24 protein-coding genes and 1 pseudogene are annotated in these 25892 nt (G+C 31.7%); 13 read left to right on the top strand and 12 right to left on the bottom strand.

Annotated elements, in window-relative coordinates; genetic code table 11:
- Positions 1-86 precede the first annotated feature (86 nt).
- Positions 87-731 (bottom strand): annotated as a pseudogene (locus B4I81_RS07510) (DUF2797 domain-containing protein); the annotation flags it as partial.
- A gap of 237 nt (positions 732-968) precedes the next feature.
- Complete coding sequence (locus B4I81_RS07505) at positions 969-1760, bottom strand: DUF2797 domain-containing protein (protein ID WP_291109287.1); 792 nt, start codon at positions 1758-1760, stop codon at positions 969-971.
- 100 nt (positions 1761-1860) lie between these two features.
- On the opposite strand from B4I81_RS07505, the gene B4I81_RS07500 reads away from it, so the two are divergent.
- From B4I81_RS07500 to B4I81_RS07485, 4 genes are all read left to right on the top strand, one after another.
- On the top strand, positions 1861-3372 hold the full coding sequence (locus B4I81_RS07500) for a GH3 auxin-responsive promoter family protein (protein ID WP_291109285.1): 1512 nt from the start codon (positions 1861-1863) through the stop codon (positions 3370-3372).
- Positions 3373-3374: 2 nt separating this feature from the next.
- Positions 3375-3542 carry a hypothetical protein gene (locus tag B4I81_RS07495; RefSeq protein ID WP_291109283.1) on the top strand — a complete coding sequence of 56 codons (168 nt, stop codon included), beginning with the start codon at positions 3375-3377 and terminating at the stop codon, positions 3540-3542.
- Between the two features lie 465 nt (positions 3543-4007).
- Entirely contained in the window at positions 4008-5072 is a 1065-nt protein-coding gene (locus tag B4I81_RS07490) for an adenine-specific methyltransferase EcoRI family protein (protein WP_291109281.1), read from the top strand.
- Positions 5069-6160 carry an HNH endonuclease family protein gene (locus B4I81_RS07485; RefSeq protein ID WP_291109279.1) on the top strand — a complete coding sequence of 364 codons (1092 nt, stop codon included), beginning with the start codon at positions 5069-5071 and terminating at the stop codon, positions 6158-6160. Before B4I81_RS07490 ends, B4I81_RS07485 begins: the two co-directional genes overlap by 4 nt.
- A 157-nt stretch (positions 6161-6317) precedes the next feature.
- Here the strand turns inward: B4I81_RS07485 and clpX are convergent, their stop codons facing one another.
- From clpX to B4I81_RS07445, 8 genes are all read right to left on the bottom strand, one after another.
- A complete protein-coding gene (gene clpX, locus B4I81_RS07480) occupies positions 6318-7550 on the bottom strand; it encodes an ATP-dependent Clp protease ATP-binding subunit ClpX (RefSeq protein ID WP_291109277.1) in 1233 nt (410 codons plus the stop codon).
- A gap of 81 nt (positions 7551-7631) precedes the next feature.
- On the bottom strand, positions 7632-8288 hold the full coding sequence (clpP, locus tag B4I81_RS07475) for an ATP-dependent Clp endopeptidase proteolytic subunit ClpP (RefSeq protein ID WP_026724315.1): 657 nt from the start codon (positions 8286-8288) through the stop codon (positions 7632-7634).
- A gap of 107 nt (positions 8289-8395) precedes the next feature.
- The gene (tig, locus tag B4I81_RS07470; protein ID WP_291109274.1) at positions 8396-9721 is read right to left on the bottom strand and encodes a trigger factor; all 1326 of its coding nucleotides are present in this window, start codon (positions 9719-9721) and stop codon (positions 8396-8398) included.
- A gap of 101 nt (positions 9722-9822) precedes the next feature.
- A complete protein-coding gene (locus B4I81_RS07465) occupies positions 9823-10167 on the bottom strand; it encodes a phage holin family protein (protein WP_291109272.1) in 345 nt (114 codons plus the stop codon).
- 81 nt (positions 10168-10248) lie between these two features.
- Positions 10249-11844: a G-D-S-L family lipolytic protein gene (locus B4I81_RS07460; protein WP_291109270.1), complete on the bottom strand. Its 1596-nt coding sequence runs from the start codon at positions 11842-11844 to the stop codon at positions 10249-10251.
- 18 nt (positions 11845-11862) lie between these two features.
- The gene (locus B4I81_RS07455) at positions 11863-13110 is read right to left on the bottom strand and encodes an OmpP1/FadL family transporter (RefSeq protein WP_291109268.1); all 1248 of its coding nucleotides are present in this window, start codon (positions 13108-13110) and stop codon (positions 11863-11865) included.
- A 124-nt stretch (positions 13111-13234) separates the two neighbouring features.
- Positions 13235-13996, bottom strand: coding sequence for an alpha/beta fold hydrolase (locus tag B4I81_RS07450; protein ID WP_291109294.1), 762 nt, complete (start codon positions 13994-13996; stop codon positions 13235-13237).
- Between the two features lie 4 nt (positions 13997-14000).
- On the bottom strand, positions 14001-14714 hold the full coding sequence (locus tag B4I81_RS07445) for a pyridoxine 5'-phosphate synthase (RefSeq protein WP_291109266.1): 714 nt from the start codon (positions 14712-14714) through the stop codon (positions 14001-14003).
- A 94-nt stretch (positions 14715-14808) separates the two neighbouring features.
- On the opposite strand from B4I81_RS07445, the gene B4I81_RS07440 reads away from it, so the two are divergent.
- The 8 genes from B4I81_RS07440 (at position 14809) to murI (ending at position 23090) form a co-directional block, all read left to right on the top strand.
- Complete coding sequence (locus B4I81_RS07440) at positions 14809-15468, top strand: CBS domain-containing protein (RefSeq protein WP_291109264.1); 660 nt, start codon at positions 14809-14811, stop codon at positions 15466-15468.
- A gap of 11 nt (positions 15469-15479) precedes the next feature.
- Entirely contained in the window at positions 15480-16364 is an 885-nt protein-coding gene (locus B4I81_RS07435) for an NAD kinase (protein WP_291109262.1), read from the top strand.
- Between the two features lie 118 nt (positions 16365-16482).
- Positions 16483-17166: a DUF6089 family protein gene (locus B4I81_RS07430; RefSeq protein ID WP_291109260.1), complete on the top strand. Its 684-nt coding sequence runs from the start codon at positions 16483-16485 to the stop codon at positions 17164-17166.
- 1 nt (position 17167) lies between these two features.
- Positions 17168-17923 (top strand): isoprenyl transferase, encoded by a 756-nt coding sequence (locus B4I81_RS07425; RefSeq protein WP_291109258.1) that lies wholly within the window; start codon positions 17168-17170, stop codon positions 17921-17923.
- Positions 17841-20570 (top strand): outer membrane protein assembly factor BamA, encoded by a 2730-nt coding sequence (bamA, locus tag B4I81_RS07420; RefSeq protein WP_291109256.1) that lies wholly within the window; start codon positions 17841-17843, stop codon positions 20568-20570. The genes B4I81_RS07425 and bamA overlap by 83 nt, the downstream gene beginning before the upstream one ends.
- Positions 20571-20686: 116 nt before the next feature.
- Entirely contained in the window at positions 20687-21709 is a 1023-nt protein-coding gene (locus tag B4I81_RS07415; RefSeq protein ID WP_291109254.1) for an OmpH family outer membrane protein, read from the top strand.
- Between the two features lie 23 nt (positions 21710-21732).
- Positions 21733-22239 carry an OmpH family outer membrane protein gene (locus tag B4I81_RS07410; RefSeq protein WP_291109252.1) on the top strand — a complete coding sequence of 169 codons (507 nt, stop codon included), beginning with the start codon at positions 21733-21735 and terminating at the stop codon, positions 22237-22239.
- A gap of 71 nt (positions 22240-22310) precedes the next feature.
- Positions 22311-23090: a glutamate racemase gene (gene murI, locus B4I81_RS07405; RefSeq protein ID WP_291109250.1), complete on the top strand. Its 780-nt coding sequence runs from the start codon at positions 22311-22313 to the stop codon at positions 23088-23090.
- Between the two features lies 1 nt (position 23091).
- Here the strand turns inward: murI and B4I81_RS07400 are convergent, their stop codons facing one another.
- Together B4I81_RS07400 and B4I81_RS07395 are read right to left on the bottom strand one after the other, a co-directional pair.
- Positions 23092-23604: a gamma carbonic anhydrase family protein gene (locus tag B4I81_RS07400; RefSeq protein ID WP_291109248.1), complete on the bottom strand. Its 513-nt coding sequence runs from the start codon at positions 23602-23604 to the stop codon at positions 23092-23094.
- Positions 23605-23662: 58 nt separating this feature from the next.
- On the bottom strand, positions 23663-24652 hold the full coding sequence (locus B4I81_RS07395) for a PorP/SprF family type IX secretion system membrane protein (RefSeq protein ID WP_291109247.1): 990 nt from the start codon (positions 24650-24652) through the stop codon (positions 23663-23665).
- Positions 24653-24937: 285 nt separating this feature from the next.
- Between B4I81_RS07395 and B4I81_RS07390 the strand changes: the two genes are divergently transcribed.
- Positions 24938-25837, top strand: a complete 900-nt coding sequence (locus tag B4I81_RS07390) for a NifU family protein (RefSeq protein ID WP_291109245.1) — start codon at positions 24938-24940, stop codon at positions 25835-25837.
- Positions 25838-25892 lie beyond the last annotated feature (55 nt).

Here is a 25892-nt window from a genome sequence, read left to right as displayed (position 1 = left end):
CATAAGTATTATCTACTTTAAGTGTACGGAAAACATTTCCGCGCTTTCGTTGCGCTTATAAATTCGAAGGGCGAGTTATATATTTATTACAAACTCATCTTCACCACATAACCTTCATAGGTTCTTACATTAAAAACGGTTCCGTCTTCAAATAGCAGATATTGACCTTTAATGCCGGTAAGTGTTCCAGAGAAGTTTGGTGTTTTATCTAAATTTAAACTCGTTACTTTCTTTGGATATTGCAATACTGGAAAATCGAGCTGAATGATTTTTTCTTCTTTTGGAAAATAATCTTTTACTTCGGTTGGTAACCAATCGAAAACTTTGTTGCGTTCTGCAATCAAATCCATTTGTAAATATTCGTTTTTTAGCATTTTTTGCCAATTGGTTTTATCAGCAAAATGGTTTTTTAACGCCACTTCAGTAATTCCAGCTAAATATCTATTGGGCACTTCCACAATTGGAATGGCTTGAACAGCACCTTGGTCAATCCAACGAGTAGGAATTTGAGTTTTTCTGGTTACGCCTACTTTTACTTCACTTGATAACGCTAAATACACTACATGAGGCTGCAATTGCACTCGCTTTTCGTATTCTAAATCTCTATCTTCTATATCTAAATGTGCGGTACTTAATTCGGGTTTCATAATCCAATCGCCTACTGCTGGGCTGCTCATAAAACAATCGTAACAAAATCCTTGACGAAAAATTTTCTTGGCTTTTCCGCAATCCCGATAGCGCGGAAATGTTTCCCGATAGCGCGGAAATGTTTTCCGTGCCCACAATCAACTTCAAACTAATCTAATAAAATAACTTGTAAATCATTATCTAATTCAACATAATTTCTTACTGAACTAAAATAAAAATCTTGTTTGATGTGGTCATAAGTATTATCTACTTTAAGTGCACGGAAAACATTTCCGCGCTTTCGTTGCGCTGATAAATTCGATGGGCGAGTTATATATTTATTACAAACTCATCTTCACCACATAACCTTCATAAGTTCTAACATTAAAAACGGTTCCGTCTTCAAATAGCAGGTATTGACCTTTAATGCCGGTAAGTGTTCCAGAGAAGTTTGGTGTTTTATCTAAATTTAAACTCGTTACTTTCTTTGGATATTGCAATACTGGAAAATCGAGCTGAATGATTTTTTCTTCTTTTGGGAAATAGTCTTTTACTTCTGTTGGTAACCAATCGAAAACTTTATTTCGTTCAGCAATTAAATCCATCTCTAGATATTCGTTTTTTAGCATTTTTTGCCAATTGGTTTTATCAGCAAAATGGTTTTTTAACGCCACTTCTGTAATTCCAGCTAAATATCTATTCGGAACTTCAACTATTGGAATAGCTTGCACAGCGCCTTGGTCAATCCAACGAGTAGGAACTTGAGTTTTTCTAGTTACGCCTACTTTTACTTCGCTTGATAAAGCTAAATAGACTACGTGAGGTTGCAATTGCACTCGCTTTTCGTATTCTAAATCTCTATCTTCAACATCTAAATGAGCAGTGCTTAATTCGGGCTTCATAATCCAATCACCTACTGCTGGGCTGCTCATAAAACAATCGTAACAAAATCCTTGACGAAAAATTTTCTTGGCTTTTCCGCAATTCAAACATTGGTAGCCTTGTAATTCAATTTCCATTGGTTTTCCTAATAATTGATTCAAGTTTAAAAAACTATTTTCAAAAACCAAATAGTATTGAATTGGGTTTCCAAATTCGGTTTGCATTTTACTTAGCGTGCCTTGATAATTCATTTGTGTTAAGATTTACTTTTTCGTTCGATTATTTGAAAAAATTGCTATTTTTGGTAAAGTTATTATTCCGTTTTAATAATTCAAAATTAGAAATAGGTAAATGCCATTACAAATTATAAATTCTGTTGCCACTTGGATTTTAAAGAAACGAATTCATCAAATGGAATTGTTCTTAAAATATCCGCATGAAGTGCAAGAAGAATTGCTTTTCAGCCTAATAAAATCTGGTGAAAACACCCAAATTGGAAGAAAATATGACTTTTCTTCTATGAAGAATTACACCACTTTTAGTGAGCGAATACCTGTTTCTACTTATGAAGATTTAGAACCTTTAATTGAAAGAACCAGACAAGGCGAACAAAACGTATTTTGGAATTCTAACATCAAATGGTTTGCCAAATCGAGCGGAACTACCAATGCTAAGAGCAAATTTATACCAGTAAGTTCAGAAGCTTTAGAAAATTGTCATTATAAAGCAAGTAAAGACTTATTGTGTTTGTATCTAAACAATAATGAAGATTCACAGATGTTTGTTGGAAAAAGTCTTCGTTTAGGTGGTAGCAAGCAATTGTATGAAGATAACAATACTTTTTTTGGCGATTTATCTGCCATTTTAATTGACAACATGCCGATTTGGGCTGAATTTAGCTCCACACCCAGCAGTAAAATTTCGTTAATGGGCGATTGGGAAACCAAACTTCCTGCTATTGTTAACGAAACTATCAACGAAAATGTAACAAGTTTAGCAGGTGTACCAAGTTGGATGATGGTTTTACTACAAAAAACATTAGAAACTACAGGAAAATCAAACTTATTGGAACTTTGGCCAAATGTAGAAGTTTATTTTCATGGAGGTGTAAATTTTGATCCTTACAGAGAACAATACAAGAAATTATTTCCGAAAGACAATTTTAAATATTACGAAATTTATAATGCATCAGAAGGATTTTTCGCCATTCAAGACAGAAACGATTCTAATGAATTACTGCTGATGCTAGATTATGGTATTTTCTATGAATTTATTCCGATGGAAACTTTTGGAACGCTAAACCAACGCGTTATTCGATTAAATGAAGTAGAATTGAATAAAAATTATGCATTGGTAATTACAACTAATTCAGGTTTATGGCGTTATTTAATTGGCGATACCATTCGTTTTACCTCATTAAGCCCGTATCGAATAAAAGTTACTGGAAGAACCAAACATCATATTAATGTTTTTGGAGAAGAATTAATGGTTGAAAATACAGATACAGCATTAACCAAAACTTGCAAAGAATTCAATTGTGAAATTACCGATTATACTGTTGCTCCCATTTTCATGAACGAAAAACAAAAAGGAGCGCACGAATGGATTATTGAATTTAAAACTAAACCTGATAATCTAGAAAACTTCAGAAAGGCATTAGATGAAAATTTACAAAATGTAAATTCGGATTACGAAGCAAAGCGTTATAATAATATGACTTTAAATCCGTTAGTACTAAATGTGGCACGTGAAAACCTTTTTTATGATTGGTTAAAACAACAAGATAAATTAGGCGGACAACACAAAGTACCGCGACTTTCAAATGATAGAATATATTTAGAAAGTTTATTATCCTTACAATAAATATGAAGAAGATAATCCTTAGTTTTTTACTATTAGCCATTTTAGCCATCACGTTTTCTTGTGGTCCAAGACGCTACAAATGTGGCCCGTATAGAAAATGCGAATTAAAAACGCAACCTCAACCAGTTTTACCTCGAATGCTATATAAAGACAGAGCTTCATTATCTTAAACTTAATTTATAAGCACTACTATATAAAAAGATGTACATCTTTTGAATAATTGCTGTACATCTTTTTACTAAATGCCCTACATCTTTTGAGTAAATGATGTAGGGCAGTTGATTTATTAATGAAGTATAAGTAAAAATAGTACAGTAAAGAAATTTTTTATTTCTAATGAACTTTTAAATACCTTTGTAATAAGATAAAACAAAAAATTATAGGAGTATAAAAATATAAACATATCGTTGAGCTTTTAGCTCTTATTCTCTCAACTCGAAACCTGAGAAATTTCGCAATATGCACGAGAATAAGTCGCGTAGGTTCACACCAGTCTGGTGTGGACCGTTCGTGCTTATTTGTGCATAGGGTCTTCTCAGGTACCCGAGTTGAACGTAAGCATTTAAACGGACGGCAACCACACCTTTTTTTTATGCTTATTAGTTTAAGAGCAAGCTTCGCTTTTAAACTAAACTATGACAAAGCAATCTTCCAACACCAATCTCCACAAAGCCAAAAACAATAAGAAAGACGAGTTTTATACCCAACTTTCAGATATTGAAAACGAGTTACGGCACTATAAAGAGCATTTTAAAGATAAAGTCGTTTATTGTAATTGTGACGACCCCAGAGTTAGCAATTTTTTTCATTATTTCTCCTATAATTTTGAGCATTTAGGACTAAAAAAATTGATAGCCACTTGTTATAAAAATCAAGATGCCGATTTGTTTAGTACAAACACTTCCGAACAAGCCGTATATCTCGAATACAATGGCGACAAAAATGGGAACAAAGTACCCGATGCCAATGAATTTGGTGTGAAACCCTTGAAAGGCGATGGCGATTTTAGAAGCCAAGAAAGTATTGAACTCCTCAAACAAGCAGATATTGTCGTGACCAACCCTCCTTTTTCTTTGTTTCGGGAATATGTAGCGCAATTGATTGAATATGATAAAAAATTTATCATCGTAGGGCATCAAAATGCAATAACCTATAAAGATATTTTCAAATTAATTAAAGAAAATAAAATGTGGTTAGGTTATGGTTTTAAAGGCGGGGCAGGACATTTTATTAATACCCAATATGAAAATTATGCAACGGCATCGGATAAACGTGATGGAATGATACGGGTTTCAGGTGTAGTTTGGTTTACAAATTTGGATATAGACAAAAGACATGAAGATTTAATCCTCCACAAGAAATATACACCAGAAGAATATCCCACTTATGACAATTATGACGCTATTAATGTGGATAAAACAAAAGATATTCCGGTTGATTATTTTGGAAATATTGGAGTGCCAATAACATTTTTAGATAAGTATAATCCAAAACAATTTGAAATAATAGGACAAGGTCAGGGAAATCTTTACAGGGAAATGGCTGATAAAGGTCTGAATAAAAAATTTGTAGAAGATTATTACAAAAGTGGTGGCACAGGTTCAATTAAAGAAGATCATCCTGTATTAGGTTATTATGACAAAAATAATAAACCCGTGATTCCATATATGAGAATAATCATCAAAAACAAAAAACTATGAACATAGAACTCAAAGAAATTAGCGTAAGAGAATTAACCAATGGTTACAAAGACAATAACGATGATGGCGTAATAGGTTTTGGAGGAAAACTAGACATTCGTCCGCCTTATCAACGTGAGTTTGTCTATGATGTAAAAGAACGTAATGCGGTAATCAATACGTTACAAAAGAATTTTCCACTGAATGTGATGTACTGGGCAGTACGAGATAGTTCAGCAAGCTCAGCCCAAGAATTGGAGGTAATTGATGGGCAGCAACGCACTATTTCTATTTGCCAATACGTAAATGGCGATTATTCTATTGAAGGTTTGGCGTTTCATAATTTACCTAAAGATAAGCAAGAGCAAATTTTGGAGTACAAACTAATGGTGTACTTCTGTTCTGGAACCGATAGCGAAAAATTAGATTGGTTTGAAACCATCAACATTGCTGGAAAAGTATTAACAGAACAAGAATTGCGTAATGCAGTCTATTCTGGTTCGTGGGTGTCGGATGCTAAACGATATTTCTCAAAAAATTCTCGTCCAAAAATTGGCGATGAATACTTGAACGGTTCGGCAAATCGCCAAGAATATTTAGAAAAAGCGATTGATTGGATTTCGGAAGGAAAGATTAAAGAATACATGTCTAAAAATCAGTTTGAACCCAATGCAAATGAACTATGGTTATATTTTCAAAGCGTCATTAATTGGGTTAAAGTTACGTTTCCAAAATACCGCAAAGAAATGAAAGGGATTGAATGGGGAACTTTATATAATATATACAAAAACGATAAATTAGATGCTAAAGTTTTAGAAGAAGAAATTACGCAGTTGATGTTAGATGAAGATGTATCCAATAAAAAAGGGATTTATTATTTTGTATTAAACCGAAAAGAAAAACATTTAAGCATTCGTACTTTTTCGGAAAAACAAAAACGAGAAGCCTATGAGCGCCAAAAAGGAATTTGTGTGAAATGTGGCGAAAAATTTGAACTAAATGAAATGGAAGCCGACCATATTACCCCTTGGCACGAGGGCGGAAAAACGGCAGCAGATAATTGTCAAATGTTGTGCAAACACGATAATAGAATTAAGTCTGGAAAATAATATCCTGCAAGGTCTTTTTTTGACCTTGTAGGTATTTCAATTCACACCTACAAGGCTTTGAAAACCTTGCAGGAGAATAAAGCGCAACGATTAAACAAATAAAGCTCAAAAAAACGTATGTTTTTGAGCTTTATTTTTGTTTTTACTGAGCTACAAGTTAAGAAACTGCTTTTAAACGTTGTAGTAAATTTTTACTTAAACTATTCTCAGCATATTCTTTTGTTACTTGCAAATGTTTATCGTCAGAACTTGGCAATTCGTACATAGCATCGGTTAAGATGGCTTCGCATAACGAACGTAACCCTCTGGCGCCTAATTTATATTCCAAAGCTTTTTCAACGATGTAATCTAAAGCTTCTTCTTCAAAATGTAACTCCACTTCATCCATTTCAAACAATTTTTGATATTGTTTTACTAAGGCATTTTTAGGCTCGGTTAAAATAGCTCTTAACGTTTTTACATCTAAAGGATCCATGTGGGTGAGAACAGGTAAACGTCCTATGATTTCTGGAATTAATCCAAAATCTTTTACATCTTTTGGAATCAAATATTGTAGTAAATTATCTTTATCGATTTGGTCTGTACCAATAGAAGAACTATAACCCACCGCTTGTCTATTCAAACGTTTTGAAATAATTCTTTCAATTCCGTCGAAAGCACCACCAGCGATAAATAAGATGTTTTGTGTATTAACTTCTACGAATTTTTGGTCGGGATGTTTTCTTCCTCCTTTTGGTGGTACGTTTACAACAGTTCCTTCTAACAGTTTCAATAAAGCTTGCTGTACTCCTTCACCCGAAACATCACGAGTTATTGATGGATTATCACTTTTACGAGCAATTTTATCAATTTCGTCAATAAATACAATTCCTCTTTCAGCTTTAGCCACATCATAATCGGCAGCTTGTAACAAACGTGTTAGGATACTTTCTACATCTTCTCCTACATAACCCGCTTCTGTTAAAACAGTTGCATCCACAATAGCCAAAGGAACATTCAACATTTTTGCAATAGTTTTTGCAACTAATGTTTTACCAGTTCCGGTTTGTCCTACCATTAAAATGTTACTTTTTTCAATCTCAACTTCGTCTTCTAATTGAACTTGCATCAAACGTTTGTAGTGATTGTAAACCGCAACACTCATTACTTTCTTTGTTTGGTCTTGTCCAATTACGTAATCATCTAAAAACGCACGGATTTCTTTCGGTTTTAAAAGAATTAAATCGGCAATTAAATTAGAATTACCCGATTGTTTTAATTCTTCTAATACAATTCCGTGTGCTTGTTCGATACACTTGTCGCAAATATGCGCATTAATCCCTGCAATTAATAAATTGGTTTCAGGCTTTTTCCTTCCGCAGAATGAACACTCTAATACTTCTTTAGCCATCCTTTTTTAGTTAGCAGTCACAGTATACAGTCACAGTTATATCGCTGAAAACTGTGACTGAAAACTGAAAACTATATTTATTTATCTTGTTAAAACCTCATCAATCATTCCGTATTCTTTTGCTTCAGCAGCAATCATCCAGTAATCTCTTTCGCTGTCTTTATAGACTTTATCGTAAGGTTGTTTCGAATGTTGTGAAATGATTTGGTATAATTCTTCTTTTAATTTCAACATTTCTTTCAAGTTGATTTCCATATCGGTTGCAACTCCTTGTGCGCCACCAGATGGTTGGTGAATCATTACTCTTGAATGTGGTAATGCTGAACGTTTTCCTTCAGCTCCTGCGCATAACAAAACTGCTCCCATAGAAGCAGCCATTCCGGTACAAATTGTTGCTACATCAGGTTTTACGAATTGCATGGTATCGTAAATTCCTAATCCAGCATACACACTTCCTCCTGGTGAATTGATATAAATACTGATATCTTTAGAAGCATCAACACTTTCTAAAAACAACAATTGCGCTTGAATAATATTTGCCACATAATCATCAACCCCTGTTCCTAAGAAAATGATTCTATCCATCATTAAACGAGAGAAAACGTCCATCGAAGCTACGTTTAATTGGCGTTCTTCAATAATATATGGCGTCATGCTGCTAACAATTTTATCGTAATATAAACTGTTTACTCCGTGATGCTTGGTAGCATATTTTTTAAATTCTTTTCCGTAGTTCATTTTATGACTTATTTAAATAATTAAAGTTAAAAATCTGAATCAAATTCAGAATAAAAAAAGCGCCAAAACTAGTCTGACGCTCAAAGATAATTATTTTTTGTGAGATATTATTCTCCGTACATTTCTTTGATGAATTGCTCGTAATTAACCTCTTTAGTTTTAGCTTTTACTTTTTCTTTGTAAAGACCTAACATTTTTTCGCTCATTACTTGCTCTGATAAACGTTTCACCTCGTCTTGGTTAGACATAACACGAGCAACAATTCCGTTGATTTCATCCTCAGATGGATTTAATTGACCAAATTGAGCCATTTGCTTCTTGATTAAATCAGCAGTATGTGCTTTTAAATCTTCGAAAGTGATTTGTAAATTATTTTCAGCCATTACTTTCCCTTCAATTAATTGGAAACGTAATCCTTTTTCAGATCTCGCGTATTCTTCTTCTGCTTGTTCCGCAGTTAATGGAGTTTCACCTACATTTTGAATCCATCTTTTTAAGAATTCAGCTGGTAAATCGAATTTTGTAGTTTCGATTAAGAATTCTGTAACATCATTTAAGAATTTTTGATCTGCTTGTTGTGCAAATTGCGCTTCAGCATCTTCTTTGATTTTAGCTTTTAAATCTTCAACTGAAGCAATAACTCCAGGTCCAAATAATTTATCAAATAATTCTTGATTTAACTCTGCTTTTTCAACTGAATTAATTTCTTCAATTGTAAAATCAACATTGATATCTAAACCGTGAACATCATCATGACTTACTTTTAAGTAATCCATTAATTTGTGATCATCATCAAACAAACCTTTAGTTCCAATAGTTACAATATCACCCACTTTTTTACCAACAAATGCTTTAGCTGTTTTTTTGTCAGCAAAAATATCTAAACTAAAGTTTGCCGGAGCGTTGATTCCTTTTTCTTCATTAGTAAAAGTTCCTCTAACCTCATAATCCGCTTTTACTTCCGCTTGAGAAATTAATTTTCCGTATTGTTTTTGGATTCTTTCAACTTGATCATTCAACATTTTATCATCTGCAATAACGTTGAATTTAGTAACGTTGTTTTTAGCAGTTAAGTCTACTGAAAACTGAGGTGCTAATCCTAATTCAAAATCAAAAGATAAATCATCATTATCCCAATTAAAATCTTCTGTTACTTTTGGAAGAGGGTTACCCAGAATATCTAATTTTTCAGCTACTAAATAATCATTTAAAGATGATTGTAAAATTTTGTTTACTTCATCTAACAAAACCGCTTTACCGTATTGTTTTTGAATTAAACTCATTGGAACGCCACCTTTTCTAAAACCTGGAACCGATGCGTTTTTTCTATAATCAGCTAATACTTTTTCTACTTTATCTGAATAATCTTCTTTCGTAATTGCTACTGTTACAATAGCATTTAAATCATCAACTTGCGTTTTTGTAATGTTCATTATTTCTTTTGTTTAAGTACCATAAAATTTGGGTTGCAAAATTATAGAATTTTTACAACCCAAACAAGTTTTTAATTTATTGAAATTCAATTCGCTAAAAATTAATCTTCACTTACAAAGATTTTATTTAAAATTGACTGAGTAATTGATAATAGAACACTAAAAATTAATGCTGTTAAAAAACCATCAACTCTAAACTCAACAATAAAATAATCACAAATTAGAATTATGACAGCGTTGATTACCAACAGGAATAAACCAAGTGTAAAAAAAGTTACTGGTATAGTAAGCAATACTAAAATAGGTTTTAAAAATGTATTCAAAAGACCCAAAACTACTGCAACTAATAACGCTCCCGTTAAATCAGTTACATGAACTCCAGGCAAAAAATAAGACAATACAAAAACAATAATTGTACTAATAAGAAGTTTGATAAGTAGATTCATTTTTATTTTCTTTAAAATTTAAAATTACAAAAAAAGGCATCAATAATGATGCCTTTTTTATTTTATTTGATAAAATCTTACTTAGTTTGATCCTACAATATTAATTCCAGGGAAATTATTTACATAATGTAATGGTAAGTTTGCATTGTAGTGTTCGTTAATTACTTTGATAATTTCATTCGCAATAACAGCATAACCACGAGCATTTGGATGTACTCCATCTAAAGAAAATAATACTTTATTTTCTGTCGCAACACCACTAAAGTAATTTGCAGTGTAGATTTGCCCTGTTTCAATTTGTAAACCATTTACTAATTGATTCATAATAGCATTCATATCAGCTACTGCTAACCCATTAGCAGCAGCAATTGAGCGAATAGAACTGTTGTAAGCAGCAGTAGCAGTAGCAACTTTTGCTTTTTCATTAGAAGTTAAAACATATTTATTCGCTAAAGGCAAAGTTACTCCAGCTACGTCAAATGGGTTTGCCATTGGATTAGCAGGGTCTGGCTCAACACCAATAATACCACTTGCTGGCAATACTACCAAGTCACTTGAAGTTGCATGTCTTGCTTTTCCATACAAAGCACCTAAAGTCGCTGAATTAGCCATCAATAAAGGATCGCCTGAAGCATTTGCATATGCAGTAATTTGCGCACTTAAACTAGATAAATCTGCATCATTAATTAAAACAGGATTTTTGGTTCCAGGACTTGTATTCAATGCTGAAATTCTCCCTCCAGTAGCTACTGATAAAAATTGATATAATCCAATAACAATTGCATTTGTAGAAGTTGCTTCTGCTGGTAATGGATTCCATTTTACTGTTGTAAAATAAGGAATAGAAGTTACACTTGGCACAGTAGCCACAACCCCTTTAGCTCCATTTGAAGTCAAAGTATTAATAATGTTTGAATAAACCCCTGCAAAATAATTTGAATTAGTAATATCATTAGCTCCATAAGTATTAGGATTCATGTTCCCTGTAGTGTTGTGATCAGCTGCTGGAGTTACACCATCAGATTGAGCGCCTCCATTTGTTGCATACGACAGAACATCATTTGCTCCAATCCAATTCGTAAAAAATGTTGGGTTTTTTGACATTGCATCCCCTAAAACAGTTGCAGAGGCCGAAGTAGCATGTCTTACAAAATAAGGATTTGATTGTCCTATTGCTACCCCCGCTAAATTACCATAACCTGGCGCCAATAAATGAAACGATTTTGCTCCAGGAACCCCCATGTTATTATATGCCATTTGTTGTAAAGGATTCGAAATTTCAATATCAACAGGTCCTGACATATCTGCAGTACCTCCAATATACTCTACTCCTCCAGCACTTGCATCAATAATTCTTCTAGTTCCAACAATTATCTGCCCTCCTAATTTCAAACCACCATAACCACTAATATCATCAGCATAAGAAGGTTGTGTAAATTCTCCACCGCCAACAAGAGCAAATTTTTGAGCTAATAAATTAGGAAATGAATAGGTTTGTCCTACTCGAGAAACAGTACCATCCATATAACCTGCAGTTAATGAATTTCCAACTGCAACATAAGAAGAGAAGTCAGCATCACCTGCTGAATATTCTGCATTTACTTCATTTTCAAATTCTGGCTCACAAGAAGCAAAACCAGCCGCTATAATAGCTAAATATATAAATCTATTTTTCATCTTTCGTTTAATTAAAAATTAAAATCCATAAGTTATACCAATACCTGGAGAGAATACCACTGATTTATAAGTTCCTCCAAAATCTGGATTAGGTTGTTGTGTAATAGGATCAACTGAATGATTGTAAGAATTATCAATTTCATCAAAATGTAAATATAAGAATGAGAAATCAATTCCTAATTTACTATTTACTTGATATGTTAATCCTCCTGTGTAACCCATAGAATCGTTTCTAGGAGTCTCAGGTGCAAAATAGCCGTCTTGAACAGGGCTCTCATCAAAATACCAACCCGCTCTAAAAGTAAACTTATCATTAGCTTTATATTGAGTTCCTACTCTATAAGTGCTTGAATTTTGATATTTTCTTGGATTTAAAGACTCCGTTCCATTTCCAAATGTTACATCTAAAGCTTCATAAGCACTCCACATAGTATGGTTAACATCAAAAGCAACCATCCACTTATCAGTAATTTGCACTGATAAACCTGCAGTAAATTCTGCTGGTAATGGTAAGTCTGCATCAAAAGTTGTATTAGCTAGTGGGTTAAATGCTGGAGCATCATGATATGTAGCATCTCCATCTCTCGCTTCCATAACAATTTTAGAACGATAATTCATACCTAAACGAATTTTATCTGTAGGATTGAACATCATACCTAAATTATATCCCCAAGCTGTAATTCCTTTTGCATCAATTGTTACATCTGAAGGTTGACCATCATCAGAAAGCAATGGATTCATTGAAAGATTTCTATTAAAATTAACTGAACCTGAAGCGTAAATAACACCACCACCTAAACTAAAGTGCTCTCCCATTCTAATTGAAACCGAAGGTTGAACAAAAATTGCTTGTAAATCAATATTATTAACTAAATGAGCCCCTTCCCAATCTTGATCCCAATCAACTGCACTACCATAAGGAGTGTACACCGCTAAACCAGCTGTTAACCAATCATTCAATTTATAAGTTGCATAAACACTAAAAGGAGTTCCTACATTTTTACTTTCTGCAGTCCAATTATAAGTTGAATTTTGAAATTTAACATTTGCAAATAAAGCATTCGCTCCAACAGATACATTAAATTTTTTATCTAGGTAAGCCATCCCTGCGGGATTAAAAAAAGCAACCTCAGCACTATTAACCACAGCAACACCCGTGTGCCCCATAGCCAATTGCTTTTGACCTTGAATACTTACTCTATATCCACCTGCAAAAGCAGTAGAGCCAGCCAAAGCCAATAATGTTAAAGAAAGTAATTTTCTCATAATGTAAAAATGTGTTAGTTTTTTTTCTTTGTTTGTTATAATCAATACTTCAAAATTATAACAAAATATGAATTTTACAATTTTTTTAACTAAAAAATTATGCATGCATAATTTTTTGGTCGTTTTATTTAATAAAATCTAGAACGTAGGAATAAAAATCTTTTGGATTTTCTGCATGTAACCAATGTCCCGCATTCTTAATTGTTTCAATCTTCGCTTTTGGAAAATGATGATAGATTGTTTCAAAATCATCATCTAAAATGTAATCTGATTTATCTCCTCTTAAAAAAAGAGCCTCTTTACTAAAAGTGTTTTCAAAAGGCAAAGCTGTTCCGATAGTTTCGATTTTTTCATTAAAAACTTTTAGATTGAAACGAAAAGCCAATTGTTCTGGAGTAGCCCAATACAAATTCTTAAGTAAAAACTGTCTTGTCCCAAAGTCTTTAATGTATCCTGAAACAATTTCTTCTACTTCTGCTCTGCTAGGTTTCTTTGAAAAATCAACTGCATTTAATGCCGCTAAAATCGTTTGGTGATGCGGTGCATAATATTTTGGACCAATATCTGCTACTATTAATTTGGAAATCAATTCAGGATACGTTGTTGCTAAAAGCATAGCCACTTTTCCACCCATAGAATGTCCTATAATATTGATATCTTTTAAATTATGATAATCACAATATTTCTTAACATCTTCTACCATGATTTCATATGAAAAATCTTCGGAATGAAAACTTTTACCGTGATTTCTCAAATCTAAAGCATGTACTTGAAAGCCTTCATTAGCAAATTGAGTTCCTAGAGTTTTCCAATTGTCTGACATTCCTAGAAAACCATGAATAATAACCAACGGCTTTCCTTCGCCTTCTATTCTTGAATGTAACAACATCTTATTTTAATTTTTGAAGATACATATTCACTACATTTTCCAATCCTAAATATAAGGACTCCGAAATTAAAGCATGGCCAATCGAAACTTCTAATAATCCAGGAATATTATCTTTGAAAAACTTGATATTATCCAAACTCAAATCATGGCCTGCATTAATTCCTAATCCTAGTTCATTCGCTTTGATTGCAGCTTTTATGTAAGGCTCAATTCCGCTTTTGTTTCCTAAACCATATTCATGAGCGAAAGATTCCGTGTACAATTCAATTCTTTCTGTTCCAGTTGCTTTTGCCCCTTCAATCATTTTTTCATCTGCATCTACAAAAATGGAAGTTCTGATTCCATTACGTTGAAATTCTTGAATTACCTCAGATAAATAAGATTGGTGTTTGATGGTATCCCAACCCGCATTGGATGTTAAAGCTCCAATAGCATCAGGAACTAAAGTCACTTGAGTAGGTTTGCACTCTAAAACCAAATCAATAAAATTATGTTGTGGATTTCCTTCAATATTATATTCGGTATAAACTACCGATTTTAAATCGCGAGCATCTTGATAGCGAATGTGTCTTTCATCAGGTCTTGGATGAATGGTGATTCCATCGGCACCAAATTGTTGAATGTCTTTTGCAACCTTCAACAAATCAGGCACATTACCTCCTCTTGAATTTCGAAGTGTCGCAATTTTATTAATGTTTACAGATAACTTTGTCATAATAATTTTTAATTTATACAAAAATACAAAGTATAAGTTAGCTAGCATGTGGGATTTTTTGATTATTTTGCGATATATTTTCATCACATCCACAATGAATAATTTAATAAGCTACATAAACAACGAAATTAAACCGCTAAAACATACCGATTCTATTGCGGAAGCACAGGTTTTGTTTTTGGATTTCCCATACACTCATTTTCCCATAACAGAAGATGGTGTTTATATAGGTTGTGTGAGTAAAGAAAGTGTAGAGCTTTTAAATAGCGATTCTATTATTAATGATAGTCGCTTTCATTTTGAACGTTTTTTTGTTCGAACTACAACAATTTGGCTTGATGTTTTAGAAATTTTCGCTAAAAATGAGAGCAACTTAATTCCGGTTTTAGATGACAAAAATGCTTATTTAGGATATTACGAATTGGAAGATGTAATTCGCTTTTTTCACGAAACGCCATTCTTAAAAGAAGAAGGAGGTATTATAGTAGTAGAAAAAGAATCCGATAAATTTTCTATGAGTCAAGTTGCCCAAATTATAGAAAGTAATAATGCGAAAATCTTAGGATTATTTATTTCGAATGTTGTGGGAAATAAAGTAGAAATTACTGTGAAAATTAGTCAAAGTGGCTTGAACGATATCATTCAAACTTTCAGACGATATGAATATGAGATTATTTCGGAACATCAGGAAGACTCCTATTTAAATAGTTTAAAAGAACGTTCAGATTACTTAGACAAATACTTAAACATTTAAAATAGATCGTAATGAAAATAGCATTATTTGGTCAATATTATCAAAATAGCACAACCGAAACGGTACAAAAAGTAGTTTCATTTTTAGAGTCAAAAGATATTGAAATTGCTTTTGAAGCGCATTTTTTAGCTATTTTAAAAGAGAAAAACATTGTTACAAAAAATTACGAAACATACTCTTGCCACAAAACATTAGATAATGATTTTAAAGCCTTAATAAGTATAGGTGGAGATGGAACTATTCTAAAAGCCGCCACTTTTGTGAGAGATAAAAACATTCCTATTATTGGTATCAATGCAGGAAGATTAGGTTTCCTAGCAACTATTCAGTTTGATAATATTGAACCTCTTTTGGAAAAATTATTAAATAACGACTATGCCATTTCTAAAAGAACCTTGTTAAGCATTGAAACTTCTCCTGAATACGAGAATTTTAGCGAATTAGATTTTGCATTAAACGAAGTTACTGTTGCTCGAAAAGATACGACTTCGATGATTACGATTATAACGTATCTAAATGGTGAATACCTCACTTCTTATTGGGCGGACGGACTTATTATTTCAACTCCAACAGGTTCTACTGGATATTCATTAAGCTGCGGAGGACCTGTACTTACTCCAAATGTGGAAAGTTTAGTAATTACACCTATGGCACCACATAATTTAAATGCAAGACCTTTAGTTATTACAGATGATATGGAAATTGAACTTCGCATTTCTGGACGTGAAGAACAATTTTTAATTTCTTTAGACTCAAGAATATCAGCCGTTTCTAAAGACACAGTTGTGAAAATTAAAAAATCTCCGTTTACCATTTCAATAATTGAGTTTAAAGAAGAATCTTTTTTAAACACTATTAGAAAAAAATTACTTTGGGGAGAAGACAAAAGAAATTAACATCTTTCTTATATCATTATTCATTTTTTAGCGTTTCTATTTATAAATAATAACAAAAAAATCTCATAAAATAGGGATAAGAAATCAATATTATTATATTTGCAAACTATTTAAAAAAATGAAGTATCTATTATTATACACATTACTGATTTTCTGCAACTTTAATGCTTATTCTCAAATTAACGAATTAGGTATTTTTGTTGGAGGTGTTAATTACATAGGTGATGTAGGCCCAACAAATTACATAGCCCCTAATGAACCTGCAATTGGGATACTATACAGATGGAATAGAAGTTCAAGACATTCCTATAGATTTTCATATACCCAAGGAAGTTTGACAGCTCATGATAAAGATAGTGATGTCCCAAGTAGAAACTTAAGAGGTTTTTCATTTAAAAACAGTGTAAAAGAGTTTTCTGGAGGTTTAGAATTTAATTTTATGGATTTTGATTTACATGATTCAAAAACCAAAATTACGCCTTATGTATATAGCGGTATAAGTTACTTTATTTATGACGAAATATTCATATTGAACAATAAAAGTAATGAAGATTATCAAAGTAGTACATTTGCAATCCCAATAATTGTTGGAGTTAAAGGGAAATTCTTTGAAAATTTTATCATTGGTGCTGAAGTAGGATTCCGTTATACTTTTACTGATAATTTAGATGGAAGCAATCCAAAAAATGATAATTTTGAAACCTTACGTTTTGGAAATTTAAATAGTAACGATTGGTATGTATTTACTGGCTTAACACTAACCTACACATTTGGGCAAAACCCATGTTTTTGTTCTGAATAATATGGAATTATTACAAAAGATAAATATCGATTATTTACCCAACCATTTAGCTATTATAATGGATGGCAATGGAAGATGGGCAAAACAAAAAGGAATGTTACGTGCTTTAGGGCATGAAAATGGAACCAAATCAGTAAGAACAACTGTAGAAGCATGTGCAAAACTAGGTATTAAAAACCTAACACTTTATGCTTTTTCAACTGAAAACTGGAATCGACCAAAATTAGAAGTTGACACCCTAATGAAGTTATTAGTTTCTTCATTAAAAAAAGAAATTAAAACTTTACAAAGCAATAATATCAAATTAAATGCAATTGGAAATTTAACAAATTTACCCGATAGCGTGCAAAAAGAATTACTAGAAGTAATCAATAAAACAGCTGAAAACACAAGAATGACGTTAACACTAGCACTAAGCTATGGTTCACGAGAAGAGTTAATACAAGCTGTTAAAAAAATATCAAACAAAGTTAAAAATAATATAATTTCTGAAGAGGCTATTGACGAATCAATTATTAATCAGCATCTTTACACACACAATTTACCAGATGTAGATTTAGTAATTAGAACTAGCGGTGAACACAGAATAAGTAATTTCCTATTATGGCAAATTGCATATGCCGAATTTTATTTTACAAATGTACTTTGGCCAGATTTTTCAGAGAACGATTTATATGAGTCAATTATTAGTTATCAAAAACGTGAACGCAGATTTGGAAAAACCAGCGAACAAATTATACCCGAAAAAAATGTTTAAAAAAGCAATACAATTATTTTCTATCCTATTATTACTGAATAACATTTCTATTTTTGCTCAAGAAACTAAACTTGAAAATGGAAAAGAATATATTTTAGCTAAAATTCAAGTTACAGGAAAAATTTCCTATAACGAGCAAACTGTTACTACTTTTACAGGACTCGAAAAAGGACAAACGATAATGGTTCCAGGGGAAGACATTAGTATTGCCATTAAAAAACTATGGAAATTAGGATTGTTTTCTGATGTCAATTTCTATGTAAATGAAATTAAAGGAGATAGTATTTTTTTAGAATTAAACATAAATGAATTACCGAAAATTTCTGATGTTAAAATAAAAGGAGTAAAAAAAGGTAAATCTGAAGAACTTATTAAAGAAACCGACTTAAAAAAAGGAAAAATAGTTAATGAAAATTTATTAACCACTACAAAAAATTATATTGAAAATAAATATAAAAAAGATGGTTTTTATAATGCAAAAGTTGCCATAAACACTATTCCAGACAGCACAGGAAATGAAGTTAAAATGGTGGTTAATATAGATCGTGGTAGCAAGGTTAAAGTGAGTAAAATAGATTTTGAAGGCAACACTAAAATTAGTGATTCTAAATTAAAAAGTGCCTTCAAAAATACCAAAGTAAAAAATCCAATTCGAATATTAAAATCTTCAAAATATATTAAAGAAAAATACAAAGAAGATTTAAGTACCGTTATCAGTAAATATAAAGAAAATGGATATCGTGATGCTAGAATTGTATCTGATTCTGTAACTTATGACAAAAAGAAGAACACCGTTGCCATAAAAGTCAAATTAGAAGAAGGAAGAAAATATTATTTTGGCGACATCAGATATCTTGGTAATACCGTTTATACAGACCGTCAATTAAGTTCAATATTAGGCATTAAAAAAGGAGATGTATACAACGGAAAAATATTAGAGGAAAGAATTGCTGATAAATCTAAACCAGATGGTGAAGACATAACCAATTTATATCAAAACAATGGTTATTTATTTTCGAGCATTAATCCAGTAGAAACAAGAACAGTTAATGACACCATTGATTTTGAAATTAGAATTACAGAAGGTCCAATTGCTTATTTTAACAAAATTACAGTTGTAGGAAATGACAGAACAAATGACCATGTAATCTACAGAGAGTTAAGAACAAAACCTGGACAAAAATACAGTAAAGAAGATTTAATTCGCTCTATCAGAGAAATTGGACAATTAGGTTTCTTTGATCCAGAAGCTATAAAACCAGAGTTTAAAAATGTTGATCCTCAAGCAGGAACTGTTGACATAGAATATAATGTTGTTGAAAAAGGATCAAGTCAAATTGAATTACAAGGTGGTTATGGTGGAGGTGGATTCATAGGTACTTTAGGTTTATCATTTAATAATTTTTCAGCTAGAAATATTTTCAAAAAAGAAGCTTATAAACCATTACCTATTGGAGATGGACAAAAAATGTCGTTGAGACTTCAAGGAAGTTCTTATTTCCAAACCTATAGCTTATCCTTTTCAGAACCATGGCTAGGTGGAAAAAAACCAGTAAGTTTCTCAACAACTTTATCGCATAGTAAACAATTTTTATATAACTATTCAACAAGAAATGTTACAAGAAATCAAAGCTTTAATATTTCATCCATATCTGTTGGTATAGCAAAAAAACTTACTGTGCCAGACGATTATTTTGTGCTTTCACAGTCGGTATCATTCCAATATTACGACCTTAACAATTATAAAACAGGATTATTTACGTTTGGTAATGGTGCATCTAGAAACCTTACCTATACAATAGGTCTTACTAGAAATAGTAAAGGGGTAAATCCTATTTTCCCAACGTATGGCTCTGAATTTAGTATAGTAGGAAAATTTACACCACCTTATTCGTTATTTAATGGTGTTGATTATGGAGATTTAGAAAATCAAAAGGCTTACAAAATAAGATATACTGCAGATTCAGAATATCAAACAGTAACTACTAGCGATGGATATGACCCAATAGTAGGTGATTATTTAAAAGAAACATCTGAAGGTTCAGGAGTATACGAAACAGTACATTCCGATTGGCAATCTGCTTCCGCTGATAGAGGTAAAGTTGACCAAAAAAGATTCAATTGGTTAGAATACTACAAAATTAAATTTAAAGCAGATTGGTATACACGAGTTTGGAATAAATTTGTACTAAGAACTTTAGGTGAATTTGGTTATATGGGAGCATATGATAAAGAAAGAGGAATTGTACCTTTTGAAAGATTTTATTTAGGTGGTGATGGATTAGCAAATTTTTCTTTAGACGGAAGAGAGGTAATTCAATTAAGAGGATATCCAAATAACTCGCTGTCATCAAATAACGGCGGAACTGTATACAACAAATTTTCTCTTGAATTAAGACACCCTATAACTTTAAATCAATCAGCGTCTATTTTTGCATTAACTTTTATAGAGGCAGGATCAGCATTTGACAGTTTTAAACAGTATAATCCATTTCAGTTACAACGTTCTGCTGGTATTGGTTTAAGAGTATTTATGCCTGCATTTGGACTATTAGGTATTGATTTTGCACATGGATTTGATCCTGTACCTGGCTCAACTGTTAAAAGTGGTTGGCAAACGCACTTCATTATTGGGCAACAATTTTAAGGTTTATTATTGCTTTTTTGTTAAATTCGTAAAAATATTTTAATATTTATTCCGTTAATAACCATTAAGGCAGAATCAGAGTGATTCGTACAATAAACAAAACGTATTATTTAAAGATGAAAAAAATATTATTTATACTTGCTCTGTTATCATTAACAACGTCTAAAGCTCAAACAGCTCGAGGAGTAAAGATTGGTTATATTGACATGGAATATATCTTAGAGAAAGTTCCAGGTTATGCTGAATCTATTAATCAATTAGAGCAAAAAGCTCAAAAATGGAAGCAAGAAATAGAAATAAAAAGAAATGAAATAAATAAATTAAAAGACGCTTTAAAAACAGAGCGAGTGCTTTTAACAAAAGAATTAATCGAAGAAAGAGAAGAAGAAATTGCACATCTAGAAAAAGAATTACTAGACTATCAAGAAAAAAAATTCGGTCCTAAAGGAGATTTAATAATTCAAAAATCCGTTTTAATTAAACCTATACAAGATCAGATTTTCACTATTGTTCAAGATGTTGCTGAGCAAAGAAAGTATGATTTTATTTTTGATAAATCTTCTGATTTAACAATGTTATTTGCAGCTCAAAAATATGATATTAGTGATTTTGTTGTGAAAAAGCTAACTGCTTCACAAAAAAGAGAAGAGATGAGCAAAAAACAATTAAAAGCACTTGAAGCTAAAGAAAAACTAGACGAATCTTTAGATGAAAATCCAGCTGTAGCTGAACGCCAAAAGATTTTAGATGAAAGAAAAGTTGCTCGTGAAAAGTTAATTGAAGAACGTAAATTAGCAAATGAGCAAAAGAAAATAGAAGCTTTAGAAAAGAGAAAAAAAATTCAAGAAGAACGTAATGGTAAAAAAACTGGCACAGTAATTGAAAACAACTCTACTGAAGGTACAGATAAAAATAAAGTTAACGATAATCCTGACACTAATAACGACAGCGAAAAAGTTTCTACTGAAGAAAAAAAATCTACTCCAGCTGAAGCAAGACAAAAAGTTATTGATGAAAGAAATAGAAAATTAGAAGAAAGAAAAAAATTAATAGAAGAAAAAAAGAAAAAAATAGCAGAAAATAAAGAAGCTGCCAAAAAAGAAAAAGAACAAAAAACAGAAACAGAGAACAAAAATTAAATAACTAAATTTTACAATTAAAAATGAAACAATTAAAAACTTTAGCAATTGCAATCGTACTTTTTATTGGAACTCAAGTTTCAGCTCAATCAAAAGTTGCACATATAGATGTACAAACTTTAATGACGGCTATGCCAGAAATGAAGACTGCACAAGACCAGATGAAAAAAATTCAAGAATCATATGATAAAGATTACAAAAATATGGTTGCTGAATATCAAACAAAATTGCAAAAATACGAACAAGAATCTGCAACTGCTGGTGATGCTTTAAACGAAACTCGCTCAAAAGAAATGCAAGATATGGGAACTCGTATCCAACAATTTCAACAAACTGCGCAAAAAGAATTAGGGCAAAAAGAGATGGATTTATACAAGCCTATTATGGAAAAAGCTCAAAAAGCAATTCAAAAAGTTGCTAAAGCAAAAGGTGTAAACTATGTTTTAGATGCAACAAATGGTTCAGGAGTATTATTTGCTGAAGGGATTGACTTAATGGCAGATGTTAAAAAAGAATTAGGTTTTCAATAAAACTTAAAAAAAGCATTTTAAAAACTGTGTAATCTATTTGTGATTACACAGTTTTTTTTATTTTTGTTAACATGAAAAAAGAATGTCCAATAGGTTTATTTGATTCTGGCGTTGGCGGAACTTCAATTTGGAGTGAAATCCACAACTTACTTCCTAACGAAAACACTATTTATCTTGCAGATAGCAAGAATGCTCCGTACGGACAAAAATCTAAAGAAGAAATAATTGATTTGAGTTTTAAAAATACGGAATTCTTGTTAAATCAAAATTGTAAAATCATTGTTGTAGCCTGTAATACTGCCACTACAAATGCTATTAAAGAGCTTAGAACTAAATATGATGTTCCTTTTATTGGTATTGAGCCTGCTATAAAACCTGCAGCGTTGCAATCAAAAACCCAAACCATTGGCATATTAGCTACAAAAGGCACCCTTAATAGCGAATTATTTCATAAAAGTGTGGCAAATCATCCTGATGTTAAAATAATCGAACAAATAGGACATGGATTAGTACAATTGATAGAAAATGGAGATATAGATTCCGCAGAAATGGAAGAATTATTAAAGAGTTATTTAAATCCGATGGTAGAAAAAAATATTGATTATTTGGTACTAGGTTGTAGTCATTATCCTTATTTAATTCCACAAATTAAAAAAATCATTCCACCCAAAATAAAAATTATTGATTCAGGTGAAGCAGTAGCTAAACAGACACAAAAAATATTAGAGCAAAATAATTTATTAAATCTTTCAAAAAGCAAAAGCTCGCAAATATTCTATACGAATGGTGAGCCAGAGGTTTTAAAAAATATACTCGGAAATAATAAAACTGTAATTTATAAGAATTTCTAACCTATTCTTTAAACCAACCTGAATACATCACATAATTATTTGAAATACGTTCAATTTCGCCAGCAAAATCACTTTGATCAATATCTTTTACTTTTTTAGCAGGAACTCCAGCATATATACAACCTGATTCTACTGTAGTATTTTGTGTAACTACTGAACCTGCTGCTATAATTGAATTACTTTCAATAGTACAATTATCCATAATTATAGCACCCATCCCAACTAAAACATTATCTTTTATCACACAACCATGAACAATAGCATTATGACCAATTGAAACGTTATTCCCTATAACTGTTGGATGCTTTTGATAAGTACAGTGAATAACAGCACCATCTTGAATATTTACTTTATTACCAATTATAATTGAATTTACATCTCCTCTAATCACTGCATTAAACCAAATGCTGCAATTATTTCCTAATACCACATCCCCAACAATAGTTGCATTTTCTGCAACATAACAGTCAGATGGAATCTGCGGGCTTTTACCATTAACCTCTTTTATCAACATAATTTATTAATTTAAAAAAAAGTCCCGTAAACGGGACAAGATTTTATGAATTTGATATTTAATTAACCGCAGGACAATTACAATCCCACTGCTTATCTTTACAAAAGATATTCATCCCTAAAGTTATCTGATGAAATCCTCCATTATCAAATTTTATATCACCCATAACATGAGAATAGGTATACGAAAACATATATTTACCAAAATTTAAACCAACAATAGGCGAAACCCATTGTAAATTTTGTTTTCCTCCCTCATAATCTGCGCTATCAAAACTTCTTCTATATGAAACAGCACCCCAAAGCTTACCAAAATCTAATGTTTTATAGACTTTTAGGTTTAAATCAATCGAAGATTCTTTTGTTTCTGAAATTCTTTGATACATAATTGATGGCTCAAAAAGTAATCTATCTTCATCCCCAAACGTAGCTCCAACACTCCACAATAATTTACTTAAATTATCGGATTCAAAACCTTCTGAGTACAATTCTCTTCTTTGATTAGCTAAGAAATTTTTAACGGTTAAATGGGTAAAGAAATCCATATAATGATAAGAAACTCCTAGGTCAACATTAAAGTAAGCGTCTTTTTGAATAACACCTTGAACAATAACAGGATCAAATCCTGTAAACGTAGAGCCATCTAGTGTACTTTGAACAAAGGCAGCACTTAAACCAAAAGACAACTGATTTAAATCTATAGTACCTCTTGAAAAACGAAGATGATGAGCATAAGTTAACTTAGCTCCTTTTTGAGAGTGATATCCGTTTTTATCGTTAAATAAAATCATACCTATACCCGAAACGCCATCTTCGTCTAAAGCAGTATTAAAACTTATTGTTTGCAATGCAGGCGCTTCATCTTGTCCAAACCACTGCTGACGACCAGTTAATCTAATTTTACCACAATTAGCAGCACCTGCCATTGAAGGATGAATTAAATAATAATTATCCGATAAATAATCAGAATAAACAGCAACTCCTTCTTGTGCAAAAGAAAATTGTGCCAATAAAAATGCTAAAATAAAATAACTTTTTTTAAAATTCATTGTAGTTATTGTTTAATGAAAACATACTTGAATGTTCAAGTTCTAAATAAAAACAACTAGATCAAAAAACAATATTGACTAGGTTTCTAATACGAATTTGCCAAAGATATAAATTTTTAAGTTTCTTTTACAATTCCGTCAAAATATTCTTAAGTTAAAATTACATTTTTTTAAGACACCAGAATTAAGGACATGAAAAACAAAATAAAACGTTAAATATGTAACTAAATATTTCAAACCACACACATGTTTGATGAACTTTGTATCTTTGCAAAAAAAAATATTATGCAGGTAATCGCAACTAAAATAACTCAAAATCCAGCCATTGTAAAATTTGAATTGGATGAAATTATCGTAAGAACTCAAAATTTTGAATTTAAAAACATAGATGAAACTCAAAATTCACCATTAGCTAAACAATTATTTTATTTACCATTCGTTAAAACCGTTTACATTTCTGGAAATTTTATTGCAATTGAAAAGTTTTCAATTGTAGAATGGGAAGATGTTCAAGAAGATGTAGCCAATCAAATTAATGAATTTATTACTAATGGTGGTGAAATCATTAAAATTGATGAAAGTACAACTAAAAAGCAACCGATTACGGTTTATGCAGAAACAACACCGAATCCAGCTGTATTAAAATTTGTTTGTAATAAACTTTTAACTAAAACTGCCTTAGAGTGCAAAAATATCGATGAAACAAGCGCTTCTCCATTAGCAAAGGAATTATTCAAATTCCCTTTTGTTAAAGAGGTGTTTATTGACGAAAATTATATTTCAGTTACTAAATTTGCCGTTACAGAATGGGATGAAATAACTTTAGAATTAAGAACTTTCATTAAAGAATTCATGGAAAATGGCAATGTTGTTATAGATGAAACTGCAATTGTAAAAACTGAAATACATCAAAAACAACAAGAAGCTTATTTTGACGCACTTGATGTTACTTCTCAACAAATTATAAATATTATAGAGGAATATGTAAAACCAGCTGTTCAAAGTGACGGTGGAAACATTATGTTTGAATCTTTTGACCCAACAGAAAAAAGAGTTAAAGTGGTTTTACAAGGCGCTTGTAGTGGTTGTCCTTCTTCAACTTTTACTTTGAAAAATGGAATTGAGAATATGTTAAAGGACATGTTAAAAGACGAAGGAATCAAAGTTGAGGCTATTAATGGATAGTATCTAAAAATATAATACAAAAAAAGAGCCTTTTAGACTGCACCCAAAAGTTTAG

It is taken from the genome of Flavobacterium sp. UBA6195, from assembly GCF_002422095.1.
Lineage (GTDB): Bacteria > Bacteroidota > Bacteroidia > Flavobacteriales > Flavobacteriaceae > Flavobacterium.
This window is presented reverse-complemented; position numbering and strand designations above follow the sequence as displayed.

What these genes read in the sequence shown, in the direction of transcription:
- B4I81_RS07415 (WP_291109254.1), top strand. Translation starts at nt 20,687, where the DNA reads ATGAAAAAAATATTATTTATACTTGCTCTGTTATCATTAACAACGTCT.
- B4I81_RS07485 (WP_291109279.1), top strand. Translation starts at nt 5,069, where the DNA reads ATGAACATAGAACTCAAAGAAATTAGCGTAAGAGAATTAACCAATGGT.
- murI (WP_291109250.1), top strand. Translation starts at nt 22,311, where the DNA reads ATGAAAAAAGAATGTCCAATAGGTTTATTTGATTCTGGCGTTGGCGGA.
- tig (WP_291109274.1), bottom strand. Translation starts at nt 9,721, where the DNA reads ATGAACATTACAAAAACGCAAGTTGATGATTTAAATGCTATTGTAACA.
- B4I81_RS07390 (WP_291109245.1), top strand. Translation starts at nt 24,938, where the DNA reads ATGCAGGTAATCGCAACTAAAATAACTCAAAATCCAGCCATTGTAAAA.
- B4I81_RS07490 (WP_291109281.1), top strand. Translation starts at nt 4,008, where the DNA reads ATGACAAAGCAATCTTCCAACACCAATCTCCACAAAGCCAAAAACAAT.
- B4I81_RS07430 (WP_291109260.1), top strand. Translation starts at nt 16,483, where the DNA reads ATGAAGTATCTATTATTATACACATTACTGATTTTCTGCAACTTTAAT.
- B4I81_RS07465 (WP_291109272.1), bottom strand. Translation starts at nt 10,167, where the DNA reads ATGAATCTACTTATCAAACTTCTTATTAGTACAATTATTGTTTTTGTA.
- clpX (WP_291109277.1), bottom strand. Translation starts at nt 7,550, where the DNA reads ATGGCTAAAGAAGTATTAGAGTGTTCATTCTGCGGAAGGAAAAAGCCT.
- B4I81_RS07440 (WP_291109264.1), top strand. Translation starts at nt 14,809, where the DNA reads ATGAATAATTTAATAAGCTACATAAACAACGAAATTAAACCGCTAAAA.
- B4I81_RS07445 (WP_291109266.1), bottom strand. Translation starts at nt 14,714, where the DNA reads ATGACAAAGTTATCTGTAAACATTAATAAAATTGCGACACTTCGAAAT.
- clpP (WP_026724315.1), bottom strand. Translation starts at nt 8,288, where the DNA reads ATGAACTACGGAAAAGAATTTAAAAAATATGCTACCAAGCATCACGGA.
- B4I81_RS07495 (WP_291109283.1), top strand. Translation starts at nt 3,375, where the DNA reads ATGAAGAAGATAATCCTTAGTTTTTTACTATTAGCCATTTTAGCCATC.
- B4I81_RS07435 (WP_291109262.1), top strand. Translation starts at nt 15,480, where the DNA reads ATGAAAATAGCATTATTTGGTCAATATTATCAAAATAGCACAACCGAA.
- B4I81_RS07460 (WP_291109270.1), bottom strand. Translation starts at nt 11,844, where the DNA reads ATGAAAAATAGATTTATATATTTAGCTATTATAGCGGCTGGTTTTGCT.
- B4I81_RS07500 (WP_291109285.1), top strand. Translation starts at nt 1,861, where the DNA reads ATGCCATTACAAATTATAAATTCTGTTGCCACTTGGATTTTAAAGAAA.
- B4I81_RS07410 (WP_291109252.1), top strand. Translation starts at nt 21,733, where the DNA reads ATGAAACAATTAAAAACTTTAGCAATTGCAATCGTACTTTTTATTGGA.
- B4I81_RS07400 (WP_291109248.1), bottom strand. Translation starts at nt 23,604, where the DNA reads ATGTTGATAAAAGAGGTTAATGGTAAAAGCCCGCAGATTCCATCTGAC.
- B4I81_RS07455 (WP_291109268.1), bottom strand. Translation starts at nt 13,110, where the DNA reads ATGAGAAAATTACTTTCTTTAACATTATTGGCTTTGGCTGGCTCTACT.
- B4I81_RS07395 (WP_291109247.1), bottom strand. Translation starts at nt 24,652, where the DNA reads ATGAATTTTAAAAAAAGTTATTTTATTTTAGCATTTTTATTGGCACAA.
- B4I81_RS07425 (WP_291109258.1), top strand. Translation starts at nt 17,168, where the DNA reads ATGGAATTATTACAAAAGATAAATATCGATTATTTACCCAACCATTTA.
- B4I81_RS07505 (WP_291109287.1), bottom strand. Translation starts at nt 1,760, where the DNA reads ATGAATTATCAAGGCACGCTAAGTAAAATGCAAACCGAATTTGGAAAC.
- bamA (WP_291109256.1), top strand. Translation starts at nt 17,841, where the DNA reads ATGAGTCAATTATTAGTTATCAAAAACGTGAACGCAGATTTGGAAAAA.